Origin of the sequence: Agrobacterium sp. NPDC090283, from assembly GCF_044769685.1 — a bacterium.
Taxonomy (GTDB): Bacteria; Pseudomonadota; Alphaproteobacteria; order Rhizobiales; family Rhizobiaceae; genus Agrobacterium.
Window position 1 is genome coordinate 13,059 of the sequence record NZ_JBIVYG010000005.1, and the last position, 23,572, is coordinate 36,630.

Annotated in this window: 21 protein-coding genes; 3 read left to right on the top strand and 18 right to left on the bottom strand. The window is 61.5% G+C overall.

All coding sequences use genetic code 11. The annotated features are described in order from the left end of the window. Position 1 precedes the first annotated feature (1 nt). From ACIQUH_RS09325 to ACIQUH_RS09375, 11 genes are all read right to left on the bottom strand, one after another. Positions 2–823: an ABC transporter permease gene (locus ACIQUH_RS09325; protein ID WP_400814064.1), complete on the bottom strand. Its 822-nt coding sequence runs from the start codon at positions 821–823 to the stop codon at positions 2–4. Further along, the gene (locus ACIQUH_RS09330; protein ID WP_400814066.1) at positions 820–1,770 is read right to left on the bottom strand and encodes an ABC transporter permease; all 951 of its coding nucleotides are present in this window, start codon (positions 1,768–1,770) and stop codon (positions 820–822) included. Before ACIQUH_RS09330 ends, ACIQUH_RS09325 begins: the two co-directional genes overlap by 4 nt. A gap of 194 nt (positions 1,771–1,964) precedes the next feature. After that, complete coding sequence (locus tag ACIQUH_RS09335; RefSeq protein WP_400814068.1) at positions 1,965–3,500, bottom strand: ABC transporter substrate-binding protein; 1,536 nt, start codon at positions 3,498–3,500, stop codon at positions 1,965–1,967. Positions 3,501–3,843: 343 nt separating this feature from the next. Further along, complete coding sequence (locus ACIQUH_RS09340) at positions 3,844–4,746, bottom strand: LysR family transcriptional regulator (RefSeq protein WP_400814071.1); 903 nt, start codon at positions 4,744–4,746, stop codon at positions 3,844–3,846. Positions 4,747–5,035: 289 nt separating this feature from the next. Further along, positions 5,036–5,785 carry an ABC transporter ATP-binding protein gene (locus ACIQUH_RS09345; RefSeq protein WP_400814073.1) on the bottom strand — a complete coding sequence of 250 codons (750 nt, stop codon included), beginning with the start codon at positions 5,783–5,785 and terminating at the stop codon, positions 5,036–5,038. Beyond that, complete coding sequence (locus tag ACIQUH_RS09350) at positions 5,782–6,618, bottom strand: ABC transporter ATP-binding protein (protein ID WP_400814075.1); 837 nt, start codon at positions 6,616–6,618, stop codon at positions 5,782–5,784. The genes ACIQUH_RS09345 and ACIQUH_RS09350 overlap by 4 nt, the downstream gene beginning before the upstream one ends. Next, entirely contained in the window at positions 6,615–7,547 is a 933-nt protein-coding gene (locus tag ACIQUH_RS09355) for an ABC transporter permease (protein ID WP_400814077.1), read from the bottom strand. Before ACIQUH_RS09355 ends, ACIQUH_RS09350 begins: the two co-directional genes overlap by 4 nt. Then, on the bottom strand, positions 7,544–8,611 hold the full coding sequence (locus ACIQUH_RS09360; RefSeq protein ID WP_077984083.1) for an ABC transporter permease: 1,068 nt from the start codon (positions 8,609–8,611) through the stop codon (positions 7,544–7,546). The genes ACIQUH_RS09355 and ACIQUH_RS09360 overlap by 4 nt, the downstream gene beginning before the upstream one ends. 18 nt (positions 8,612–8,629) lie before the next feature. Next, a complete protein-coding gene (locus tag ACIQUH_RS09365; protein WP_400814080.1) occupies positions 8,630–10,270 on the bottom strand; it encodes an ABC transporter substrate-binding protein in 1,641 nt (546 codons plus the stop codon). 49 nt (positions 10,271–10,319) lie between these two features. Continuing rightward, positions 10,320–11,375, bottom strand: coding sequence for a dipeptidase (locus ACIQUH_RS09370; protein ID WP_400814082.1), 1,056 nt, complete (start codon positions 11,373–11,375; stop codon positions 10,320–10,322). Between the two features lie 205 nt (positions 11,376–11,580). Further along, positions 11,581–12,288, bottom strand: a complete 708-nt coding sequence (locus ACIQUH_RS09375; protein WP_400814084.1) for a phosphoribosyltransferase — start codon at positions 12,286–12,288, stop codon at positions 11,581–11,583. 309 nt (positions 12,289–12,597) lie between these two features. Between ACIQUH_RS09375 and ACIQUH_RS09380 the strand changes: the two genes are divergently transcribed. The 3 genes from ACIQUH_RS09380 (at position 12,598) to ACIQUH_RS09390 (ending at position 15,638) form a co-directional block, all read left to right on the top strand. Then, entirely contained in the window at positions 12,598–13,770 is a 1,173-nt protein-coding gene (locus ACIQUH_RS09380; RefSeq protein ID WP_400814087.1) for a M20 aminoacylase family protein, read from the top strand. 209 nt (positions 13,771–13,979) lie between these two features. Further along, a complete protein-coding gene (locus ACIQUH_RS09385; protein ID WP_400814089.1) occupies positions 13,980–14,438 on the top strand; it encodes a hypothetical protein in 459 nt (152 codons plus the stop codon). A 6-nt stretch (positions 14,439–14,444) separates the two neighbouring features. Then, positions 14,445–15,638 (top strand): hypothetical protein, encoded by a 1,194-nt coding sequence (locus tag ACIQUH_RS09390; RefSeq protein ID WP_400814091.1) that lies wholly within the window; start codon positions 14,445–14,447, stop codon positions 15,636–15,638. 64 nt (positions 15,639–15,702) lie between these two features. Here ACIQUH_RS09390 and ACIQUH_RS09395 read toward each other — a convergent pair whose 3' ends face one another. The 7 genes from ACIQUH_RS09395 to ACIQUH_RS09425 all read right to left on the bottom strand — a co-directional run bounded on the left by ACIQUH_RS09395 (position 15,703) and on the right by ACIQUH_RS09425 (position 23,496). Next, the gene (locus ACIQUH_RS09395) at positions 15,703–17,496 is read right to left on the bottom strand and encodes an adenine deaminase (RefSeq protein WP_400814093.1); all 1,794 of its coding nucleotides are present in this window, start codon (positions 17,494–17,496) and stop codon (positions 15,703–15,705) included. Then, a complete protein-coding gene (locus ACIQUH_RS09400) occupies positions 17,493–18,413 on the bottom strand; it encodes a nucleoside hydrolase (RefSeq protein ID WP_400814095.1) in 921 nt (306 codons plus the stop codon). Before ACIQUH_RS09400 ends, ACIQUH_RS09395 begins: the two co-directional genes overlap by 4 nt. 2 nt (positions 18,414–18,415) lie before the next feature. Then, complete coding sequence (locus tag ACIQUH_RS09405) at positions 18,416–19,441, bottom strand: ABC transporter ATP-binding protein (RefSeq protein WP_400814097.1); 1,026 nt, start codon at positions 19,439–19,441, stop codon at positions 18,416–18,418. Continuing rightward, a complete protein-coding gene (locus ACIQUH_RS09410; RefSeq protein WP_006315562.1) occupies positions 19,434–20,213 on the bottom strand; it encodes an ABC transporter permease in 780 nt (259 codons plus the stop codon). Before ACIQUH_RS09410 ends, ACIQUH_RS09405 begins: the two co-directional genes overlap by 8 nt. Then, positions 20,210–21,037 (bottom strand): ABC transporter permease, encoded by an 828-nt coding sequence (locus ACIQUH_RS09415; RefSeq protein WP_400814101.1) that lies wholly within the window; start codon positions 21,035–21,037, stop codon positions 20,210–20,212. The genes ACIQUH_RS09410 and ACIQUH_RS09415 overlap by 4 nt, the downstream gene beginning before the upstream one ends. A gap of 378 nt (positions 21,038–21,415) precedes the next feature. Next, positions 21,416–22,438, bottom strand: a complete 1,023-nt coding sequence (locus ACIQUH_RS09420; RefSeq protein ID WP_400814103.1) for an ABC transporter substrate-binding protein — start codon at positions 22,436–22,438, stop codon at positions 21,416–21,418. Continuing rightward, positions 22,435–23,496: a LacI family DNA-binding transcriptional regulator gene (locus tag ACIQUH_RS09425; RefSeq protein WP_400814106.1), complete on the bottom strand. Its 1,062-nt coding sequence runs from the start codon at positions 23,494–23,496 to the stop codon at positions 22,435–22,437. The genes ACIQUH_RS09420 and ACIQUH_RS09425 overlap by 4 nt, the downstream gene beginning before the upstream one ends. Between the last annotated feature and the right edge of the window lie 76 nt (positions 23,497–23,572).

Here is a 23,572-nt window from a genome sequence, read left to right on the forward strand (position 1 = left end):
ATCAGCTCGTATCGCGCGGGTCCAGCAGATCGCGCAGGCCATCGCCGAGAAGGTTGAGGCCGAAGACGGCAAGCGCAATGGCAAGGCCGGGCATGATGGCAAGCCAGGGCGCCACACCGAGATAGGTCTGGGCGTCCGCCAGCATCCGCCCCCAGGTGGCGGCGGGCGGCGGCATGCCGAGACCGAGGAAGGAAAGGCCTGCTTCCGTCAATATCGCAAGACCGAGCTGGATGGTCACCTGCACGATGATCTGGTTGGAAATATTCGGCACGATATGGAAAAGCGTGATCTTGGCGCGGTTCTGGCCGATGCTGGTGGCGGCGGTGATATATTCGCGTGCCCAAATCTGCAGTGCGGCGCCGAGCGTCAGCCGGGCAAAGACCGGCACCATGAAGGTGGCGATGGCGATTATGGCGGTAAAACGCCCCGTGCCGATAAAAGCGCCGAGCATCATGGCCGAGAGGATCGGCGGCACGGCAAAGATGATGTCGCAGATGCGCATGACAACGGTTTCGGTAAAACCACGCAGGGCCGCGACCGCGACGCCGATGGCCGTGCCGATAAATGCGCCGATGGCGACGGCGGCGATGGAGGTGGACAGCGAGTTCCACGCACCCGCCATCAACATCGACAATACGTCGCGGCCGAAATGATCCGTGCCGAGGCCGCCATAAACGAAGGGCGATTTCAGCTTCTGCACGATCTGTATCTTGGTGGGCGACACCGGCGTCCAGACCAGGGACAGCAGGGCGACGGCGACCAGAAAGACCGTGACGGCGATGCCGGCGGCAAAGGCCGGGCGGCGGCGGATAAATCGCATCATCGCGCACCTGCCCGAAGTCTCGGATCGATGAAGAGATAGGCGATATCGACCACGAAATTCATGACGATGACCAGCGCCGAGAAGAACAGCACGACGGATTGCATGACGACGATATCGCGCTGGGTCAGCGCCTGATAGGCAAGCCGCCCGAGGCCCGGCAGGTTGAAGACATTTTCCACCAGCACAGCACCGGCAATGAGGAAGGTGAATTGCAGGCCGATCATGGTGACAACGGGGATCATCGCATTCGGCACCGCATGCCGCCACAGCGCCACCCGCTCGCTCAGGCCCTTGGCGCGGGCGGTGCGCACGAAATCCTCATTCATCACTTCAAGCACGGCGGAGCGGCAGACGCGGGTGAGAACGCCGGCCTGAGACAGCGCCAGGGCAATGGCAGGCAGCACCAGCGCCATGAGCCCTGCCGAAAAACTCGGCGTCCAGCCGGGAAAACCGCCTGATGGCATCCAGCCGAGCGTGGTGGAAAAAACGATGATCAGCAGCAGGCCAACCCAGAAACCGGGCACGGCGATGCCGAGATGGGAAAACAGCCCGGCCGCAAAATCCAGCACCCCGTTGCGGTTCTTCGCGGCCGCCACGCCAAGCGGAATGGCAATGGTGACGGACAGGCAGACGGCCAGCAACGCAAGTGGCAGGGTGACGGCCAGCCGCTCCAGGATCAGCCCCGCCACCGGCACGCCATAGGTATAGGATTGCCCGAGATCGCCGCGGAAAACGCCGGCGAGCCAGTGGAGGTAACGCAGCGGCAAGGGCTGATCGAGACCCATCTGCTTCTGCAGCGCGGCAAGCGTATCCGGGCTCGCCGAAGTGCCGAGCATGATGGCCGCCGGATCACCCGGCAGCAGGCCCATGACGACATAGATGATGAGTGAAACGGCAAACAGCGTGATGATGAGACTGACGAGACGCCGGATGAGGACGATTAACATCTGGCATCTGCTCCTTGCGATACTTCACCTGCGGCGGCTGGACAGCTCCACACTCCCCCGTCATGCCGGACTTGATCCGGCATCCAGCCGACGCGCGTCTGCGCGGCGGAGAGAGCCCTTTCAGCCCAAGGACTTGGGCTGGCTGGATGCCGGATCAAGTCCGGCATGACGGAAGAAACGGGTATAGCCAAACGTCACTCTTCCCAATGCACGTCCGTCAGCACATTCGAGGGAATGGGCTCGTTTTCCCATAGCCCCTTCACCTTCCTGTCCCAGACGCCAAGTTTCGGCATCACGAACAGGAACAGCGCCGGCACATCTTCGGCGAGGATTTTCTGGGCCTCGCCATAGAGCTTTTCCTGCTCAGCCGCATCCGCCGTCTTTTCGACATTGGCGATAACCTCGTTGAAGGCAGGGTTCCTGTAGTTGAAATAATAGGGGTCACGGGAATAGATATCGATATCCATCGGCTCGGCATGGGCGACGATGGTCATGTCGTAATCCGCACCCTTCAAGACATCCGCCACCCATTTGGCCGGAAATTCGGTGGTCTCGATGGTCATGGTCACGCCGATTTCGGCCAGCATCGCCTGCAGGATTTGCGAGGTGCGCTGGGCATAGGCCATTTGCGGGGCCTTTATGGTGAAGCTGAAACCGTCAGGATAACCCGCTTCGGCAAGCAGCGCCCTGGCCTTGTCGACATCATAGGGATGAACACCGGTCGTATCGACGTATCCGCGGTCATTCGGCGTATAGTGACTGCCGATGGCCGTGCCAAAACCGGACCATGCGCCCTCGATGACCGTGCCGCGATCCACCGCCATCATCAGCGCCTGGCGCACGCGCTTGTCGTCAAAGGGCTTGCGGGCATTGTTCATGCCGGCCACGACCTTCAGCTCGGTATTACCGACGAAGGTGCCGAGGCGTTTATCGCCGTCAAAGGAAGTCATCAGCTCCGGCGCGCCGAATTCCGGGAAGGCATCGATATCGCCTGATTTCAGCGCGGCGGCCTGCGCCTGCGGATCGGCGACGAAGCGGAAGGTCGCCCTGTCGATCTTCACCGCCACGGCCTTGTCCCAATAGGCGGCGTTTTTCTCAAGCTCCACCTTGTCGCCCTTCGCCCAGCTGACGAATTTGAACGGACCGGTGCCGATGGGCGTGGTACGGTTACCCTCAGCGCTCTTCGGCGCGACCATGACGGAGGCCGGCCAGCCGAGCCAGTAGATGAGGCTGCCGGCGGGCTGCTTCAGTTTCAGCACCAGCGTGTCCGCATCCGGCGTCTCGATGCTATCGATTGCCGCGAAGAAGCGCTTCTGCGGATTGACGGAAGCTTCTCCGCGCGCCCGGTCCAGCGAGAACTTCGCGACGGAGGAATCGAACGCCTCGCCATCATGGAAGGTGACACCCTTGCGCAGCTTGAAGGTGTAGCTCTTGCCATCAGGTGAAATTTCCCAGCTTTCGGCAAGCTGCGGCTTCACCTTGCCCTTGCTGTCGATAGTGACGAGACCTTCGAAAATATTCTGCCAGGTGACCTGGCCGATGGCGACGGGAGCGGCAATGGTCGGATCGAGACCGGTCGGCTCCACCGTCATGCCAAGCGTCAGGGCAGTTTTCGGCGCGGCTTCGGCTCCCGTCACCGAAAGCGGCAGCCAGAGCGCCGTGCCCAGTGCAAGCGTCAGCGCGGTGCGGCGCGAAAGCTTTGCCGCCTCAGAAAGATAAATGCGTGGCATCCTTAGTCCCCTGTCTGGCGGCCGGGGCATTTTTGCCCTTCCAAAGACCACCCGTTGCGAAAAGAGTGTCATGTTGCAGGCGCACACACAATCACCGTTTTTGTGTGCTCCGTGTAGCTGAAATGGCTACACGGAATTGCAGGTGGAAATCAACCTTGGTGGGTAATTCTCCATGCTGGCTAATTCCTCTCCCCGCCGGGGAGAGGTCCGCCGAACGAAGTGGAGGCGGGGTGAGGGGGAAACGTTGCCGGATAAATTCTTCCTCGACCTCCCCCACCCAAGCTACGCGGCCCCCTCATCCGGCCCTTCGGGCCACCTTCTCCCCGGCGGGGAGAAGAAACCCCTACCCCGCTGTCGCCTCGCGCATGAAACGCTCGATGAAATCGGCAAGCTTGGAGGCGGAGAAAGATAATTGCCGGTCGGGCGCAACGCAGAGATCGATCTGGGTATGGATGCCTTTTTTACCGGAAAGCGGAATGGCGACCATCTGGCCGCTGCGGATTTCGCGCGCCACCGAAAGCGCCGGCAGCAGCGTGGCGGCAGCATGGCCGAGCACCAGCTCCTTCAACATTTCCAGCGAACTGGTGATGAAAACGGGATCAAGCTCGATGCCGGCATCGGCAAACAGCGCATCGAAGGCCTGACGCGCGGCAAAACTCTTGTCCGGCAGCGCAAGCGGCAGTCCGGCCAGTTCCTTCAGCGAAACCTCCGGCTGGGCGGCAAGCGCGTGACCGGCGGGGAAGATGACATCGTAGCTGATGCGGGTGCGCGAGCGCACCTTCACGCCCGAAAGCTTCGGCGCAAACAGGCTGACGACGAGGTCTGCTTCCGCCGCACTCAGGGCCTCCATCGCCTGCCGGGCACTGGTAATATGCACCTCGAAACGCAGTTTTGGATATTTCAGGCTGAACTGCGCCAGCACCGGCGCCAGAAGGTTCGCCACCGTCGCGCCATTGGCATAGACCGTGACCCTTCCGCGCTGCAGGCCTTTCAGATCGTCGATCAGCTGGTGCACATGGTCGAGCTCGCGCAACGTCTTGCCGGCACGGGCGGCGAGCAGCTCGCCGGCCGCCGTCAGCTTCACGCCGCGGCTGGACCGCTCCACCAGCGGCGAGCCGAAATAATATTCGAGGTTCTCGATCTGCCGGCTCACCGCCGTCGGAGCGACATTCAGGTTTTCCGCCGCGGCGCGCATGGAATTGGTGCGGACGAGTTCGTCGAAATACATCAAGGCGCGCAGTTGCATGGGGTGGAGACCTTGTTCGGGTGGGCCGGTGTGGGGGCCAGCATATCACTACCGCTTAACGAGCAAAGACCGGGCATTCAATGTCCGTGAAGCTCAGCCGAAAACATTGCAATCGCATGTGGAACGAGCGCTCGCCGCCTGTTTCTTCTCCCCGCCGGGGAGAAGGTGGCGCGCAGCGCCGGATGAGGGGGCGACGGTGGAGATATTCGGAGAGCTTGCCCCCTCATCTGCCCCGTTCGGGGCATCTTCTCCCCGGCGGGGAGAAGAAAGGGAGGCAACGTCTTACCAATCAGGCGCGCTTGAAACCCTCGCTCGCCACCAGCAGCTGCCTTGTATAGTCAGCACTGAATTCGCGGCTTTCCAGCGCCTCGGCTTCCAGCATCTCCACCACCTTGCCGCTTTTCATCACCGCCAGCCGGTCGCACATATGGCTGATGACGCCGAGATCGTGGCTGACCATGACGAAGGTGAGATTGCGGTCCTTGCGGGCCTGTTCCAGAAGGTTGAGGATTTCCGCCTGGATGGAGGCGTCGAGCGCCGATGTCGGCTCATCGAGCAGCAGGATTTTCGGTTCGACGATCAGCGCGCGGGCAATGGCGATACGCTGCCGCTGGCCGCCGGAAAGCTGGTGCGAATAACGGAAACGGAAACCCGAGCCGAGCCCCACCTCGTCCAGTGCGCGGGCAATGCGCTGCTCGCGATTGTCGAGGCCATGGATGACGAGCGGCTCGAGCAGCAGCGCATCAACCGTCTGGCGTGGGTGCAGCGAGCCATAGGGATCCTGAAACACCATCTGCAAGTCGCTATAAAAGCTCTTGTCGCGGTGCTTGCCGGAATAGGAGCGACCGGCCACCATCAGCGAGCCTTCATCGAAATGGTTGAGGCCGGCAATGGCGCGCAGCAGGGTCGATTTGCCGGAACCGGATTCGCCGACGATGCCGAAGGATTCACCCTCGGCCACATCGACGCTGACGCTATCGAGCGCGATGTAACCGTCGAAATCCACCACCATGTCTTTGATGGAAAGAACAGTGCTCATGCGCGCCACTCCGGCCTGCGTTCCAGAACGGGCAACGGATGGCGATGGCCGCCAATCTGCGGCAGGCAGTTCAACAGGCCCTGCGTATAGGGGTGTTTGGCTTCCTTCAGATTGGCGGAGGACAGTTCCTCCACCACCTTGCCGGCATACATGACAAGAACACGGTCGCAGAAGGAGGAGACGAGTCTCAGATCATGGCTGACGAAGATCAGTCCCATGCCACGATCGCGCACCAGCTTGTCGAGGATATCGAGCACTTCCAGCTGCACCGTGACGTCAAGCGCCGAAGTCGGTTCGTCAGCGATCAGCAGTTCCGGGCCGCAGACCAGCATCATGGCGATCATGACGCGCTGGCCCATGCCGCCGGAAACCTCGTGCGGATAAAGATCGAAGACGCGCTCGGGGTCGCGGATCTGCACGGCTTCAAGCATCGCTAGCGTGCGCTGGCGCGCCTCGCCGCTGCCGATCTTCTCATGCGTCCGCAGTGTTTCCATGATCTGGCGGCCGATGGTCATCACCGGGTTCAGGGAATATTTCGGGTCCTGCAGGATCATGGCCATGCGCTTGCCGCGCATGATCCGCCGCTCTTTTGCGGATGCCGTGAGCAGATCGATATCGCCGAAGCGCAGCGCATCCGCCTCGATGCGCGCGCTTTTTGGCGTCAGTCCCATGATGGCACGGCCGGTCTGCGACTTGCCGGAGCCGGATTCGCCGACGATGCCGAGACGCTCGCGCCCGAGCGTGAAGGACACGCCGCGCACGGCCTCCACCAGCCCGGTGCGGGTGGGGAAGGAAACGCGGAGATTCTGAACAGTCAGAAGCGGCGCACTCATTGGCCCGCCTCCTTGGGATCAAGCGCATCACGCAGCCCATCGCCCAAAAGGTTGAAACCGAGGCTGACGATGAGGATCGCCACGCCCGGCATGGCCGCGACCCACCATTGGTCGAGGATGAAACGGCGGCCGGAAGCGATCATCGCACCCCATTCCGGCAGCGGCGGCTGGGCGCCGAGACCGAGGAAGCCGAGACCGGCGGCGGTGAGGATGATGCCCGCCATATCCAGCGTCACGCGCACGATGAGCGACGACAGGCAGAGCGGCATGACGTGTTTCAGCACGATACGGAAGGGCGATGCCCCCATGAGCTTGACCGCGGCGATGAAATCGGAATTGCGGAAGGTCATGGTTTCGGCACGCGCGATGCGCGCATAGGGCGGCCATGAGGTGAGCGCGATGGCAAGCACCGCGTTCTCGATGCCCGGCCCGAGTGCCGCAACCAGCGCCAGCGCCAGAACGAGCTTCGGAAAGGCGAGGAAGATATCGGTGATGCGCATCAGCACCGCATCCACCCAGCCGCCGGCATAACCAGAAACCGTGCCGACGATGAGGCCAACGGGCGCTGCGATAATCGCGACCAGGAGCACCACGAACAGCGTCAATCGCGAACCGTGGATGAGGCGCGAGAGAATGTCGCGGCCCTGATCGTCAGTGCCGAGCAGGTAACCTTCCGTACCGGGCGGCAAAAGCCGGGCGTTGCGCAGATCACCCTGCACCGGGTTATGCGGGGCCAGCACATCGGCAAACAGTGCAACGAACAGCAGCGCGATAATGATGCCAAGACCAAGCAGCGCCAGCCGGTTTTCCGAAAAGCGCCGCCAGATGACATAGGCGCGGCCAAGCCGCGCCTGCTTGCGCGAGGACGGCCGGTCGGAGAGCAGCCATTCGCGGCTATAGGGTTTGAGCGTATCTGTCGACATCGTCATCGGCTGCGCGTCCTTGGATCGAGCGTCCGGTAAAGCAGATCGGAGAAGAGATTGATGCCGACGAAGATGGCGCCGATCACGATCGTGCCGCCGAGAACGGCATTCATATCCGCATTCTGCAGGGAATTGGTGATGTAGAGGCCGAGCCCCGGCCAGGCGAAGATGGTTTCGGTCAACACCGACCCTTCGAGCAGACCGGCATAGGAGAGCGCGATCACCGTCACCAGTGGCACGGCGGCATTGCGCAGCGCATGGAACCAGATGATGCGGGTTTCCGACAGCCCCTTGGCGCGGGCCGCAACGATATATTCCTGGGCGAGCTCGTTCAGCATGAAAGAACGCGTCATGCGGCTGATATAGGCGAGCGAGAAATAACCGAGCAGGGAGGCGGGCAGGATGATGTGGCGGAAGAGATCCCACAACACGTCCCATTGCCGCTGCCAGATCGCGTCGATCAGGAAAAAGCCCGTGACCGGCGTGAAGGTGAATTCATAGACGATATCCATGCGGCCGGGATAAGCGACCCATTGCAGCCGGGCGTAAAACACCAGCAGCGCGAGCAGGCCGAGCCAGAAGATCGGCACGGAATAACCGATGAGGCCGATGACGCGCACCACCTGATCGGCAAAGCTGCCGCGCTTGACGGCCGCGAGAACGCCGAGCGGAATGCCGAAGACGGCGCCGATGATGGTGCCGATGGTGGCGAGCTCGATCGTCGCCGGAAACACCCGCTTGATATCCTCCATGACAGGATTGGTGGTGAGGACCGAGGTGCCGAAATCGCCCGAAAGCGCCTGCTTCAGGTAAAGGAAGAACTGCTGCCAGAGCGGCAGGTTGAGGCCGAGCTGCTCACGCACCCGCTCGACCACATGCGCAGGCGCACGGTCGCCGACGATCGCCAGTGCGGGATCGATCGGCACGACGCGGCCAATGAAAAATGTGACCGCCATCAGCCCCAGAAAGGTGGTGATGACGGTGACGGCGAAGCCGAGAACGGCTTTCACACGGGCGTTGGCACGACGTTTGCCCTGCCTCGCCCTGCTGTTTGCTTCAACGATGCTCAAGAGACCGATCCTTCCGGATCATTCCTTGGAGATCGTATAGACATAGTTGGTGTCGAAGCTCGGGCCGAGCTTCAGGCCCTTGAGCTTGGCGGAATAACCGGCAACTTCCGTCTGCTGGAAGATGATGACGAAGGGACCCTTCGCCAGAACTTCCTTCTGCAGGTTTTCATAGATGGCGGCGCGCTTGGCGCTGTCCTTTTCCAGAAGTGCCGACTGGGTTTCCTTGGTCAGATCAGGAACGTCCCAGGCGTTACGCCAGGCGAGCGTCTTGTTCTTGCCCTCATCGGAATTGTCGTAGTTGATGGTGAAGGTTTCCGCATTCGAGTTCGGGTCGAAATAGTCCGAACCCCATTGCCCGATGTAGATATCATGCGTGCGGGCGCGGTATTTGGTCAACGTCTGCTTGCCGTCACCCGGAATGATTTCGAGCTTGATGCCGGCCTGCGCCAGCGTCTGCTGCACGCTTTCGGCAATGCCGGTCACCGGCTGCGTGTTGCGCACATCCATGCTTACGGTGAAGCCGTCCTTCAGGCCGGCCTTTTCGAGAAGTTCCTTCGCCTTGGCGACGTCGAGCTTGTAGGGGTTCTCGTCAAGCGCGCCGAGCTGGCCCTTCGGCAGGAAGGTCTGGTGAATTTCGCCGATGCCCTTGATGATCGTCGCACCGATCGCGTCATAATCGACGAGATATTTGAAGGCCTCGATGACCTCGGGCTTCTTCAGGTTCTCGTTCTTCTGGTTGAGGCTGAAGTAATAGACGGTGCCCTTGGGCGCGGACGTGACGGCAAGGCCTTCCTTCTTGGAAACCGCTTCCATGTCACCCGGCTCGAGGTTGCGGGCAACGTCGATATCGCCGTTTTCAAGCGCCAGGCGCTGGCCCGAGCTTTCCTTCATGTGGCGATAGACCACACGCTTCAGCTTGGGCTTCTCGCCGTAATAATTCGGGTTGGCCTCGAGGATCACCGCCTCGTTGGCCTTCCAGCCGAGGATCTTGTAAGGACCGGAACCGGCATAACCCGTCTTCAGGAATTCATTGCCGAAATCCGTGTCGTATTTGTAATCGGCGCTCGGCGTGACCGACTTGGCCTTTTCCGTCACGAATTTCTTGTCGACCACCGAGGCGACGGTTGCGGTGAGCACGTTCAGCACGAAGCTCGGCGCATAAGGCTTGTCGACCGTCAGCACGAAAGTATTGGCGTCCGCAGCCTTGGCCTTTTCGGTGACGTTGTCGCCCTTGAGGCCGAACTGCGTCAGCAGGAATGCCGGCGACTTGTCGAGCTTCACCGCCCGTTCGAAGGAGAAGGCCACATCATCGGCCGTGACCGGATTGCCGGAGGCGAATTTCAGGCCGGACTTCAGCTTGAACGTATAGGTGAGACCATCCTCAGAGGTCGTCCAGCTCTCGGCGAGATCGCCGATCACCTTGGACGTGTCGTTGAGATCGATGGAAACCAGCTTGCTATAGGTGTTGCCGGTGACTTCGGCGGCGGAGAGTTCGAATGCCTCGCCCGGATCGAGCGTGATAATGTCGTCGATGGCGAAACCTTCGACCAGCGTATCGGCCGGGGTGGCGGCAAAAGCGTGGGGTGCGGACAGCATCATCAGCGACAAAGCGGCGCTGGTGCTGAGAATACGCATGGATTTGTTGAGCGATTTGATCATAGGATCTCCCCTCTTGTTATGAGATTGATTTGGTTCGCTTCAGCTCTTCTCAGGCCGCCTCGTGCCAGGCCTCAGACAAAACACGCAGCCAGTTTTCCCGGCATATTTTAGCAAGTTCTCCATCACCGTAGCCCGCCGATTTCAGCGCCGCAACCAGATTGTGGTTGCCGCTCGCATCGGCAACGCCGACGGGTATCGTTGCGCCGTCGAAGTCCGATCCCAGCGCCACGCAATCGATACCCATGCGCTCCACCATGTAATCGATATGGCGCACCATGTCGGAAAGCGGCGTATCGGCAATGTCGCGCGCATCCGCGCGCAACATGGTCACGGCATAGTTCAGGCCCACCAGCCCGCCGCTTTCCTTGATGGCGTCCATCTGCCTGTCGGTGAGATTGCGGGCGACGGGGGTGAGCGCATGCGCATTGGAATGGCTGGCAATCAGCGGCTGGTTGCTGGTCCTTGCCACATCCCAGAAGCCTTTTTCGGTGATATGCGCGAGATCGATGAGAATGCCGAGCCGGTTGCATTCCTTCACCAGCGCAAAACCGGCGTCGGTGAGGCCCGGCGCCGTATCCGGCGACATGGGATAGGAAAAGGGAACGCCATGGCCGAAAATATTGTGCCGGCTCCAGACCGGGCCAAGCGAGCGCAGGCCGGCGGCATAAAATACTTCCAGCGCATCGAGATCGGCGCCGATCGCCTCGCAGCCTTCCATATGCAGCACGGTGGCGAAAATATCCTCGGCAAAGGCCTTGCGGATATCGGCCGTGGAACGGCACAGCCGCCAGGCGCCGGCGCGATCCAGCCTCAGCGCAATCGCCGCCTTTTCCATGGCGATATCGAGCGAAGGCAGCCGCTCCAGCGGTGCGGCGAGCGGCGTATTGTAATGGCCGCTTTCATCCGGTTCCTGCAGAATGAGATCGCCGGAGGGAATATAGATGGCGCAGATGCCGCCACCGAGACCGCCGGCCCTTGCACGCGGCCCGTCTATATGGCCTTCCCGCGTACCGTTCTTGAATTCCGCAACCGGATCGGCACCGGCCTTGCTGTTGCGCCACAACCGAAGCAGCACATCATTATGACCGTCGAACACTGCATGCATGGGAAGAAATTCCAGTCATCGGAAAGAACAAACGGGGTGGGCAGACGCCGGGATGACACCGCGCGAAAGCAAACCAGCGTATTATTCGCCGACCGCTATTGTCTGTCGGAGGCGATCTTAGGACGATCTCTTCGAGCTTCGCAAGATAGAAATTAGGCACCGGTGAAATTATCACCACTTGCCTTTTCCCGGAACTTGCGCAACGTCAGGCGCGCCAGCCGCCTTCCGCTTTCGTGAGCAGCGGCGTGGAAAAAACGCCCCTCACCCGCTCCGGCCATTCCGGCCCGAAAGCGGCGATTTTTTCCCGCCAGCGATCCGATTGCAGCATGGCCGCACCGATGACGGCGGGCCGAATGCCCGACGCGGCGAGCAGCGCAAGACCCGATATGATGGAACTGCCGCTGGAGATGACATCATCCACCAGCGCCACCCGCCGGTTCTCGATCAGCGGCAACATGCGCGGATCGATATAGAGCCGCTTTTCCTGCCTTGTGGTGATGGAGGACATGGGCACCGACAGCTCCTCCAGATACCAGAATTTGCGCGAAGTACCGAGCGGCACGTAACGGGAATGGCCGAGATGCCGGGCGACGGCGGCGGCGAGCGTCAGCCCCAGCGTCGGCAGGCCGATGACGACATCCGGCTTGAAGGGAAGAAGCTTTGCGGCGAGATCGGCCGCCAGCGCCTCCAGCACCTCAAAAGAGGCCTGATTGACGATAAGCGAGGCGAGCGCATGTTCGCCATCCGCGAGCGACCTTATCGGCAGACATATCTGCCTGTTGTCATCCAGTTCCGCCGGAAAGAAGGTGGAATGCGGACCTGCCGTTACAAAGGTGCCGGGCGGAAGAATATCCTGCCAGAACTCGTGCGGCGCGGCGGGAGACGGGGCGACGGGCGATGCGGATGACGGCATCGGTTTTCCTTTCAGGACCGGAATGGCGCAAGGCGAATGCGGTTTTCGGCCGCGCCAATCCCATTCGGCACATTTGTCATTTCAGCAACCGCAGAGACGCTGCGGGTTCATTTCATTGGCTTTTTCCGCTAGAGTATTTTCGTTTTCTACGAAACACGAAAATACTCCAGCTCTTCGTTTCACGCATTTCCGAACGCAAAACCGCTACACAGTTTTGCTGGAAATGCTCTAGAAGAGAAAAAAGCAACGGGCATTCGGACAAACCCACCTATGACGCGGGTTTTTCCCATATTCAAGGACAAGCTTCCCATGAGACTGCTGGACCGGATCGGTGAGGACCTGCCATTCCTGACGGAGCTTCGCCACGACCTGCACGCGCATCCGGAACTGGGCTTTGAAGAGGAAAGAACCAGCGCCATCGTCGCCGATCTTCTCGAGCGCGCCGGACTGAAGGTGCATCGCGGCCTCGGCGGCACCGGCGTGGTCGCCACCCTGCAGGTGGGCAACGGCACCCGCAGCATCGGCCTGCGGGCGGACATGGATGCGTTGGCCATGCCTGAGGTGCCCGACCGGCCCTATAAATCGAAATTTCCCGGCAAGATGCATGCCTGCGGCCATGACGGCCACACCGCCATGCTGCTGGGTGCTGCGCGTTACCTCGCCAGGACCCGCGATTTTTCCGGCACCGTGCATTTCATTTTCCAGCCGGCCGAAGAAGGCCGGGGCGGCGCGAAAAAAATGGTCGAAGACGGGCTGTTCAACCTGTTTCCCTGTGATGCGGTCTATGGCCTGCACAATATGCCGGGGCTCGGTATCGATGAGATGGCCGTGGTGGAAGGCCCGCAGCTCGCCTCTTCCGACAGCTGGCGCGTCACCTTCAAAGGCATCGGCACCCATGGCGCCAAGCCGCATCTCGGCCGCGACCCGGTGACGGCGGCGGGCACCTTCCTCGCCTCGCTGCAAAACATCGTCGGGCGCGTCGTCGATCCTTTGCAGCCCGCCGTGGTCAGCGCCTGTTCGGTGCAGGCGGGTGATCCGAAAGCCCTCAACGTCATTCCCGATCTCGTCGAAATCGGCGGCACGGCGCGCGCCTATGCTGCAGATGTGCGCGACCAGCTGGAGGCGGAAATCGGCCGGCTGGCGAACGGCACGGCGGCGATGTTCGGCATCGAGGCGCGTTATGAATTCATCCGCCGCATTCCGCCCGTCATCAACGAGGCGGATGCAACGAAACGGGCGCTACGGGCGGCAAAAACCGTCTTCGGCAACAAAACCCGCACCGCCTTCCCGCCCTCGACCGCCGGCGACGACTTCGCCTTCTTCGCCGGCGAAGCTCCCGGCTGCTACGTCTGGCTCGGCAACGGCCCGGCGGTGGATGGCGCGCTGCACCACAACACCTCCTACGACTTCAACGATGCGGCCATCGTGCCGGGCGTGGCATTTTGGGCGACGCTGGTGGAGCAGGAACTGGCGGCGGAGTGAAAGTGGCCACCCGGCACAGCTTTCAGACGTGAAGCGCCCGATCAATAGTCGCCCGGCGACATTGTATCGGAACAATACTGATTACGCGCAATAATTCTGCCGCATATACATTGATATCCAATAGACGCAACCAATTATTTAGTATACATACACGGAATAGTCGAATTTGTTGTTTATTTCCGGTCCAATTTTTCAAGCGAGCAAGCACCATGGCGAGACTTGTTGTACCAAAAAGTGCGATCAATGGGCGTCTGGCCTCCAAGTCGCTAAAAAACCTGCCGCCTGACGATTATCGCGACCGTCTTATCAAATATATTCCCGCGGAATCCGTGGCCCTTTATGTTGCGGTCGATAAAATGGTCAATTCCCATTACGGGTTGAGCAAGCTCACGGCGGATAGCGTCGTCTCCATAGAAGCCATGATCGTCAGCTGGGCAATTCTCACGCTCGGCATCATCGGTACTCCGATCTATCTCTACCGCCGTAAACTTTCGGGCCAGCCATGGCTCTTGAATGCCATCATCTCCACCATCGCCTTCGTACTCTGGGCCTACACGTTAAGCGGTTCCGTCTTTCTCGTGCACGGCTGGTACAGCGTTTTCGCGGCCGGCCTGTTCGCGCCGATCTTTACCTTCGTCGCAGGGTTTTTCGAACCCAAACCGGAGTAAGCAGCCATGCCGACCTATGAGGATCTGCGTGCCTATTTCGACGCTTCCGAAGCCATGACGCAACTGGCGCGGGCGGCCTCAGAAATCCCCATCGTGCACGGCTTCACGCTCGATGTAGATCCGTTGTGGATGCTGCTTTACGACATGGAAGACGGCGTCTTGCCGGACAGCGAACGCTACCGGTATGAATATCTTCTCGACGGCCGCCCGTTCCGCGACTGGTGGAGATTGCCCCTCGCCTTTCCCGAGTGGCCATTCCAGACACCTTACCAGGGATACAGGCGCCGTGACCTCAAGCGCGACGTCTCGCTGTGGGCGGCAATCCCCCGCCCCACGAAAAGCGGGCCGGTCGTGATGACCATCGTTTACGGCCCCTTAAGAACACCGGCAAAGGGCGCGGCTGCGACAGGGGAAGATGGCGGCGATATCGCCGCGCTTCGCCAACTGACCACTCTCGTCAACCAAAGCCCCGCCGCCGCCCGCATCGAGGAACGCCCAAGGGCGCGGCTTGCCTTTGCAGCAGGCGACGAAATCACCACCAGCGCCGGTGAAACCGGCACCTATGGCGGGACGCTGACCAACGCGCACAACAAGAAATACGGCATGACCTGCGCCCATGTCGCCGATACCGGCGACGACATTTTCGATGTGTCGGGAAAACGGATCGGCACGGTGATACATCACACCAAGCTCCATCCGCTGCCGGCGCAGATGGTCTGCGATCCGGTTGCCCTGCCGGCGCCCAACCCCTATCCCGGCAATAGCGGTTCGGTGAATATGTTCGACTTCTCGCTGATCGAGCTTACCGCCGCTCCGGCAGCGTCTTCATTGGCCGGCGTGGCCGCCAGCCTGACAACGGGGCAGAACGTCACGCTCAGGGGCAAGAGCGGCACCTATAAATGCAAGCTCGGCTCGCTGGCGATCAGCTACGCTTTTACCGATGGCAGTTCGACCTATTGTTTTCGCGACCAGATCGAACTCAAGCCGCAGCCGGTCATCCCGATCGGCGGCGCCCTGGGGCATCTCGTCACCCCCATGCCAACGCAGGGCGATTCCGGCGGCTGGGTTCTGACGGACGACGCGACGCCGCTCTGGGCCGGCGTATTTTTCGGCGAGGATGGCAGTCGCGGTTATTGCTCGCGTGCCAGCTGGGCGCATGACTGGGCCGAAAAACAGGTCAAAGGCCCCCTTTCCGTTTAAGTTCCGTCCCGCGCCTGAACCCATTCACCGGAGTGGAAAAGAGCCTGCGGCAAATGCCGGGCGCTCAGGCCACTACAGCGATCACCGGGCTTTCCATCACCTTCCCCGTCAGCACATCGGCAATGCCCATATCCGTCTGGTGCGGGCCGATATTGCAGGCGAGCGTTGCGCCGAAGCAGGCCTTGAAGACGAGATAGGGCGGTTGCCATTCCACCACCTTGCCCACGGCTTCGCGCAGCTCCTCGAAAGCCCGCGCCACCTCTTCCAGCGGCGCATTCGAAATGAGGCCGGAGAGCGGCAGGGGCAGCAGCGCGGTGACCTTGCCCCCGGAGGCAACGGCCATGCCGCCGCCGGTGCCGATCACCGCATTGGCGGCGAGCGCCATGTCTTCTGCATTCCCGCCGAAAACGGTGAGGTTGTGGCTGTCATGCGAAACGGTGGTGGCGAAGGCGCCGTTCCAGTTTCCCCAGCCGGTGAGGAAACCGGTTTTTGTGGTGGGCTCGGCCTTGCCGTGGCGATGGGTGACGGAAATCATCGTAGCACCTTCAGGCGGAACGACGAAACCGTCCTTCACGTCGGCTTCCGTTTCGCCCCATTGGGTGAAGCGCGGGCGGTCGATGGTGGCGAGGCGTACCTTGACGCCTTCCGAGGCAACCCGGAAATCATCGGCGCTGCGCAACGGCAGCTTCATCGAGCCCTCAAGTGGCGCGGCATCACAGGCCGGAACATCGACGAGCATATGCCCGCCTTCAGCAACCGCCCTACCCCCGGCCAGGACATGGCGGGCCGCAAAGCCGCTTAGATCCTCGAAAATGACGATATCGGCGCGGCGGCCGGCAGCGATGAGGCCAAGATCGGCACGACCGAGCCTTTGCGCGGCATTGAGCGTGGCGGCGCGCAGCGCCCATTCGGGCTTCAGGCCATAACGCACAAGGCGGCGCACCACATCATCCAGCCCGCCGCCGTGCAACAGGTCATCCGGGAAGACATCGTCGGTGCAGAGCGTCACCGTCTGCGGCAGATGGCCGAGCTTATTCAGCGCCTCCACGAATTCCGGCAGCAGGTGATCGTGCGAGCCGCGCAGCTCGATCGTCAGCCCTGCTCTGAGCTTTGCCATGAGGTCTTCGCCCGAAACCAGCTCGTGATCGGAGGAGACGCCCGCCGCCATGAAGGCATTGAGATCGGCATCCTTCAGGCCGCGAGCATGGCCGCAAACCAGCTTTTGCGCGGCAAGCCCGGCCTGCACGATGCCGCTCATGCGCGGATCGCGCTCGATGACGCCGCGCATGTTCATGATTTCCGCAATGCCGCCGATTTCCGGCCAGGACAGGAGATCGGCCAGAATGACGGCGTCGAAATCCGCACCGCCGCGCTCCAGCCCCGGTGCCGAGGGCACGCAGGACGGGGCGAGCAGAATGGCGCGCAACGGCAGGTTTTCGATGGCCTTCGCGGCCCAGCGCACGCCTTCCACGCCATGCACATTGCCGAATTCATGCGGATCCCAGACGATGGTGGTGACACCACGGGCGACCACCGCTGCCGCATAGGCGGCCGGCGTGATCATCGAGCTTTCGATGTGCATATGCGTGTCGATCAGGCCGGGCGAGACATAGGCCCCGGCCGCATCGATGACCTGCGCGGCATCGCTGCGGCTTGCCGGTTCGTGCACGCTGGCGATCAACGGGCCGACGATACCGATATCGGCGGCGCGAAGCTCTCCCGTCACCACATCCACCAGCGTTCCGCCGGTGATGAGGACATCGAAAGGCGCGTCACCACGCGCGGCGGCAACCGCGCGGGCGCGGAGCGCATCCTCGGTGAGATCGGCCGGCTCGCGTTTCGGGAAATTCGCGCTCATCGGGCAGCCTCCCGGCGTAATGCCTCCAGCACAGCCGCCTTTGCACCCTGCGCATCCACGGTTTCGGCAAAATGCGCATTAAAGGCGGCAACCTTATCGGCACGCGTCTCGACCACGGTTCGTCCGCGCGTCAGCGAGGCGTGGAGTTCGACATCGATGCGCGCCTCCTGCCAGCCAAGATGGCCGGAGGTGAACCCGACCGCGGCGACGGGATCGTAAAGCGCCATGGCCGCCCTGCCGCGGCTCGTGGCAATGCCGATGAAACCTTCGAGCAAATCGGCAATCAGCCCGGCATTCCTGCCGCCGGCAGCGCGGATCGGCAGCACATCGGCCGGCGAAGCCATGACCTTGCGGCAGGCGTCGAGATCGACCATGCGCAGCGGCAGGCCGTGGGTGAGCACGATGGCCAGCGCTTCCGGATCGGCAAAGGCGTTGAATTCGGCCGATGCCGTGTGGTTGCCGCTGGTAAGCCCGCCGCCCATCCAGGTCAGGTCGGAAATTCTCGCGGCAAGATCGGGCCGGGCAAGACATAGTGCGGCGATATTGGTGAGTGGGCCGAGCGCAAGAATGCGCTTCTCCCCTGCCCCTTCCAGCCAGTTGCAGAGCGCGGCAAAAGCATCGCTTTTCGGCAGAGCCGGCGCATCCGGCAGGCTTTGGCCGGCGGTCGGAATGCCGCTTTCACCGAGGATCGACTGCGCGGTTTCGAGCGCGCCGAGGACGGGCATGGCGCGGCCCTGATGGATCGGCATCGACCAGCCGAAGGCGGCAACGGCGCCTGCGGCATTGCGGCAGACAGCCTCCAGCGTGGCATTGCCGAAGACCAAGGAGATGCCATCGATGGCAAGGCCTGCCGATTGCACCACCATGATGGCGGCGATATCGTCAAAGCCCATATCGGTATCGATCCACACACCCATGGTCAGTTGAACGCCTTCAGGCTTGCCGCTTTTTCGACCGGCAGGTCGAAGGCGAGCGTATCACCGATGGCGTGCGCGGCAAGCGCCGCATCGGTTTCCGCCTTGATGGGGCCAAGCGGCGTATCCAGCAGATATTCGCGGCTGTTGCCGGCAAAGGATGTGCCGCGCACGGTTCCCTGGAAAGGACCTGAACCAAGGGTGACCATGCGCGGCCGCCAGGCCAGTCCGGATGCTGAAAGGACTGGCCCGGGAAGCGGTGTTGTGCCGTTTGCGGTTTTCAACGCGCCACCATCAAGCGCGAAGATGTTTTCGAAGCCGACGAAGTCCGCCACGAAGGACGAAACCGGCGCATTATAAATCTCTTCCGGCGTGCCGATCTGCTCAATCTTGCCGCCCTTCATGACGACAATGCGGTCGGCCAGCGCCAAAGCCTCGATCTGGTCATGGGTGACGAAGATCATCGTCACGCCGGTCTCCTTCTGCACGCGCTGCAATTCGGTGCGCATTTCAAGGCGCAGACGCGCGTCGAGATTGGAGAGCGGCTCGTCGAGCAAGAGCACCTTCGGCTCCATCACCATGGAGCGCGCCAATGCCACGCGCTGCTGCTGGCCGCCGGAAAGTTCCGCCGGCCTGCGCGAAGCGAAATTGGACAGGCCCACCGATTTCAGGCCAGAGGCGACCTTGTCCTCCAGCGCCTTGCCGCTCATGCCCTTGAGTTTCAGGCCGAAGGCAACGTTTTCATAGACCGTCAGATGCGGGAAGAGCGCATAGGACTGGAACACCAGACCGACGGCGCGCTTGTTGGCCGCGACCCGGGTAATATCGGCGCCATCGAGATCGATACGCCCGCTTGCCACCGGCATCAGCCCGGCAATGGCGCGCATCGTCGTGGTCTTGCCGCAGCCGGAGGGCCCGAGAAGGGCGAGAAGCTCGCCCTTGCGGATATCGAGATCGAGATCCTTGACGGCGACATTGCCGCCATAAGCGAGCGAGATTTTGTTGAGCGAAAGGTATTTTGCGTCAGACATAACGGGAGAACCCCAGGAAACGTTCGGCCATGAAGACGATGCCGATGGAAAGGAAGGCGAGCAGCGAAGAAAGGGCTGCAACGGAAGGATCAAAGACGATTTCCATGTAGCCCAGCATGTCGATGGGCAATGTGCGCACGCCGGGACCGGACAGGAACAGCGATACCGGCACCTGGTTGAAACTCGTCACGAAACCGAGAATGAAAGCCGACAGGATGCCGCCGCGGATATTCGGCAGCACCACCCGGAAAAACGCGCCAAGCCGTGACGAGCCGAGCAGCACCGCAGCCTCCTCGATATCGGACCGCAGATTATTGAGGCTGGCCGACACCACCCGCACCGCATAGGGAAGGATGAGCGCGGTGTGGGCGAGAAACAAGGCAAGCGTGATGCCGATGCCGAAAGGCACGACGAAATAACGCAGCAGCGCGAGACCGACGATGATGCCGGGCACGATGATCGGCGCGGAAACGATGGTCCGCACCGTCTCGGCAAAAGGCAGCTTGTAGCGCGACATGGCGTAGGAGGCGGGGATGCCGAGGATAAGCGCCGTGAATGTGCCGCCGATGGCGAGGAACATCGACATCGCAAAACTCTCGCGAAAACTTTCGACCGTGAAGACCTTGGCGATCCATTTCAGCGAAAAGCCCTGCGGCGGAAAGGCGAGCGTATCGCCGGCCGAAAAAGACGCCGCAACGATGATGAGGAACGGCCCGATGAGGAAACCGACGACAAGAAGGAGCGTGAGCGGAATGAAGAGCTGCCGGGTCATTTCTTGTTCCTTGCGGTGGCAATGCGCTTCAGCAGGATATTGGCGGCAAAGCTCATGACGATCAGGATGAAGGCGATGACGCTGGCGGCGACGAAGTTGTTGGAGACAGTGACCTGCTGGTAAAGCAGGGTCTCCAGCATCAGCACCTTGGAGCCGCCGAGAATGGCGGGCGTGATATAGGCCGTCAGCGAACCGGTGAAGACCAGCGTGCCGCCGACGACCAACCCTTCCTTGGTGAGCGGCAGGATGACTTTCCAGAACACCTGAAACCAGTTGGCGCCGAGAACGCGGGCAGCGGCAATCGTGTCCTTCGGCATGTTTTCCAGCGCGCTGATGAGCGAGATGATCATCAGCGGCAGGAACAGTTGCAGAAGGCCGATGAAGACAGCCGTTTCTGAAAACAGGATGCGGATCGGCGCGTCGCTCAGGCCCACCGCCTGCAGCGCCTGATTGACGATGCCGGTTCTGCCGAGAATGACGATCCAGGCATAGGTTCTCGCGACCGGCGAAATCATCAGCGGCAGCACGACGAGATTGACCACATGGCCCTTCTTGCCCGGCGACAGGTTGACGATGGCGAAAGCCGCCGCATATCCCACCACCGCCGAAACGACGGTGACGAGCGCGCCGAGTTTGAGCGTGCGCAGGAAAACCGTCTGGTTCAGCGGATCGGAAAAGAATGCGGCATAGGCCGACAATGTCCAGCCATCGGCGGTGTGGAAGCCCTCCGAAAGCAGCATGAAGACCGGCACAAGAAAGACCGCCGCCGCGAAAATCGCGGCGGGCAAGGCAAGCGCCAGTGCTTCGGCCCGGTTCTGAAACATGGGTTTATTCCCTGAACGGCAGCGTCGGTGCGCGCCGGCTGTGGTTGGAGTTTATCGGCGGCAGCGGGGATCGAAGAGGCATCATCTCACCCTCATTCCTGTACCTGTCACAGGAATCCAGCCCAAGTCCTTGGGCTCAAAGGACTCCCCTCGCCGCGCAGACGCGCGTCGGCTGGATTCCTGTGACAGGCACAGGAATGAGGGAGTGTGTGATGGCCCGAAGTACAAGATCATTGCGCCTGCTGCTGCGGTTAACCGGCCTGCCGGCCTGCGATCAAGAGGGGTGGAAAAGCGGTCAGGGGACGACCGAACCGCTTTTCCCGGAATGGAGCCGCCCTCGCGGACGTTTCAATGCCCCATTCCAAACGGTGAAAGGGCTTACTGGCCGACCTTGGAATTCCACTCCGACAGCCACTTGTCGCGGTTATCGAGCGTCACGTCGGACGGAATGAGCTGCAGGCTACGGGCGGTTTCATCGCCATAGGTGATGTTGTTCGCGACCTCGTCGGAAACCTTGACCTCCTTATTGGTCGGGCTGTCCACCAGCTTTTCCGCCAGCGCCTTCTGAACGTCTGTCGAGAGCCAGAAATCCATGAACTGCAGCGCAAGCTCCTCGTTCTTTCCGCCCTTCGGCACCACCAACACGTTCATGCCGCCGGTCTGGCCTTCCTTGGGCGTTGCCCAGGCGAGCGGCAGGTCAAGCTTGGTGAAAGGCGCCCAGGAGAAACGGCCGATCGGCGCTGCCCAGATTTCTTCCTGCTGCATCAGCTGCACCAGCTGCGAAGACTTGACGTAGAAGGTGACGATATCGTCCTTCTTCTCGCCCACGGCCTCGATGGCGCCGGCAAGATCAGGCGTATCCTTGCCGATGGCCTTGCCGAGCATATAAAGCGCCGGCGGGCCCTGATTGGTGGTGACATTCGGGAAGGCGACGTGATCGACAATGCCATCCTTCAAAAGATCGGCCCAGCTATCGATCTTCATCTTGTCGGTGCGGTAGACGATGGACGTAGCGTAGAAATTGACGCCGACGCTCATGCCATCGCCGTTCGGGTCCTTGGCGATGTCGTAAAGGTTTTCGATATTCGGAACCTTGGACGCGTCAATTTTCTGGATCAGGTCCTTGCGGGTGGCGGAGAGCGCATCGGCCATGGAGACGATGGCGAGATCGACCACCGGATTGGCCTTGTTGGCTTCCATCTTGGCGAGACGCTCGACGCTGTTGCCGGTCTCGACCACCAGCTTGCAGCCGCATTTGGCTTCAAACGGCGTATAGACCAGTTCCTTGAATTCATCCTGCGCGAAGGCGTAGACGGAAATCGTCAGCGTCTTGTCCTCAGCCTGCGCCGCTCCCATCGTCAGCATCAGGGCGGTGCCCGATGCAAAAATGATTTTTTTCATGGTGTGAGTTCTCCTGCTGTCGTTTTTTTGGCTTCAATCGCATCATGCTTTGCCTTGCCGGTGGAGCCGCGCATGATCAGCGCCATCGGTACTTTCGAAATATCCGCGGTCACTTCGCCCGCGATGCCGTTTTCGCCCGCGCCATCGATGGCGCGCAGCAGCGCCCCGACGGCCAGATCGGCAATGCGACCCATATCCATGCGCATGGTCGTCAGCGGCGGGGTGACCACGGCGGAAAAGATGAGATCGTCAAAACCGGTGACGCTCGCCTCTTCCGGCACCTCGATGCCCTCGCGCTGCAGCTCGGTGAGCGCGCGCAGGGCATGCAGGTCAGACACGGCGGCAAAGGCGGTAAAACCCCTCGCAACCTTGCCGGCAAGGCCAAGCAGGCAACCCGCGCCGCCCGCCTTTTCAATGCCATCCACCCAAAGCGTTTCCGTCACGCAGCCCTTGCCAAGACCATCGCGAATACCGCCAAGACGGTCGTTCTGCACGTTGGAATCCCGGTTCTTGCCCACCAGCACCACCTTGCGATGGCCAAGTCCCGCCAGATATTCGCCGACCTGCCGGCCGCCATCCCAATGGTCGGCGGCGACGGTATTGCCCGGTGTCGAGGGGCTGTCGATCACCGCCACGGGACAATCGACATCGGCAATGCGGGTGCCACGGCGGGGAACGATGACCATGCCATCCACACCGCGCTCGATCAGCCGGTTGATGGCGTCCGTCTGCATGGCGATCTCACCGCGGGAGTCGGCGATCAGCACGCCGTAACCGGCGGTGACGGCCGCCTTCTCGATGGCCTGCGCGATCTGCGGAAAAAGCGGATTGGCGATATCCGGCAAAACGAGCCCGAGAACACCGCTCCTGCCAGTGCGAAGCGCCCTGCCCGCCGAACTCGGCACATAGCCCAGCTCGCTTGCCGTCTTGCGAATGCGCTCCACCAGCTCAGGCGAAACGCGGCCCTTGCCTGACAGCGCATTGGACACGGTTGCCGCCGACACGCCGAGTGCCGCTGCTATCGCGCTCAGATTGGTGGCAGGCCGTGACGACGCCATGGATGGTCCGGAAGGGCTGATTAAACGTTTAATCAGGATAGTCGAGCGGGGATGCCCTGTCGAGTCCGCAGGTGAT

What these genes read in the sequence shown, in the direction of transcription:
- ACIQUH_RS09325 (WP_400814064.1), bottom strand. Translation starts at nt 823, where the DNA reads ATGATGCGATTTATCCGCCGCCGCCCGGCCTTTGCCGCCGGCATCGCC.
- ACIQUH_RS09330 (WP_400814066.1), bottom strand. Translation starts at nt 1,770, where the DNA reads ATGTTAATCGTCCTCATCCGGCGTCTCGTCAGTCTCATCATCACGCTG.
- ACIQUH_RS09335 (WP_400814068.1), bottom strand. Translation starts at nt 3,500, where the DNA reads ATGCCACGCATTTATCTTTCTGAGGCGGCAAAGCTTTCGCGCCGCACC.
- ACIQUH_RS09340 (WP_400814071.1), bottom strand. Translation starts at nt 4,746, where the DNA reads ATGCAACTGCGCGCCTTGATGTATTTCGACGAACTCGTCCGCACCAAT.
- ACIQUH_RS09345 (WP_400814073.1), bottom strand. Translation starts at nt 5,785, where the DNA reads ATGAGCACTGTTCTTTCCATCAAAGACATGGTGGTGGATTTCGACGGT.
- ACIQUH_RS09350 (WP_400814075.1), bottom strand. Translation starts at nt 6,618, where the DNA reads ATGAGTGCGCCGCTTCTGACTGTTCAGAATCTCCGCGTTTCCTTCCCC.
- ACIQUH_RS09355 (WP_400814077.1), bottom strand. Translation starts at nt 7,547, where the DNA reads ATGACGATGTCGACAGATACGCTCAAACCCTATAGCCGCGAATGGCTG.
- ACIQUH_RS09365 (WP_400814080.1), bottom strand. Translation starts at nt 10,270, where the DNA reads ATGATCAAATCGCTCAACAAATCCATGCGTATTCTCAGCACCAGCGCC.
- ACIQUH_RS09370 (WP_400814082.1), bottom strand. Translation starts at nt 11,375, where the DNA reads ATGCATGCAGTGTTCGACGGTCATAATGATGTGCTGCTTCGGTTGTGG.
- ACIQUH_RS09375 (WP_400814084.1), bottom strand. Translation starts at nt 12,288, where the DNA reads ATGCCGTCATCCGCATCGCCCGTCGCCCCGTCTCCCGCCGCGCCGCAC.
- ACIQUH_RS09380 (WP_400814087.1), top strand. Translation starts at nt 12,598, where the DNA reads ATGAGACTGCTGGACCGGATCGGTGAGGACCTGCCATTCCTGACGGAG.
- ACIQUH_RS09385 (WP_400814089.1), top strand. Translation starts at nt 13,980, where the DNA reads ATGGCGAGACTTGTTGTACCAAAAAGTGCGATCAATGGGCGTCTGGCC.
- ACIQUH_RS09390 (WP_400814091.1), top strand. Translation starts at nt 14,445, where the DNA reads ATGCCGACCTATGAGGATCTGCGTGCCTATTTCGACGCTTCCGAAGCC.
- ACIQUH_RS09395 (WP_400814093.1), bottom strand. Translation starts at nt 17,496, where the DNA reads ATGAGCGCGAATTTCCCGAAACGCGAGCCGGCCGATCTCACCGAGGAT.
- ACIQUH_RS09400 (WP_400814095.1), bottom strand. Translation starts at nt 18,413, where the DNA reads ATGGGTGTGTGGATCGATACCGATATGGGCTTTGACGATATCGCCGCC.
- ACIQUH_RS09405 (WP_400814097.1), bottom strand. Translation starts at nt 19,441, where the DNA reads ATGTCTGACGCAAAATACCTTTCGCTCAACAAAATCTCGCTCGCTTAT.
- ACIQUH_RS09410 (WP_006315562.1), bottom strand. Translation starts at nt 20,213, where the DNA reads ATGACCCGGCAGCTCTTCATTCCGCTCACGCTCCTTCTTGTCGTCGGT.
- ACIQUH_RS09415 (WP_400814101.1), bottom strand. Translation starts at nt 21,037, where the DNA reads ATGTTTCAGAACCGGGCCGAAGCACTGGCGCTTGCCTTGCCCGCCGCG.
- ACIQUH_RS09420 (WP_400814103.1), bottom strand. Translation starts at nt 22,438, where the DNA reads ATGAAAAAAATCATTTTTGCATCGGGCACCGCCCTGATGCTGACGATG.
- ACIQUH_RS09425 (WP_400814106.1), bottom strand. Translation starts at nt 23,496, where the DNA reads ATGGCGTCGTCACGGCCTGCCACCAATCTGAGCGCGATAGCAGCGGCA.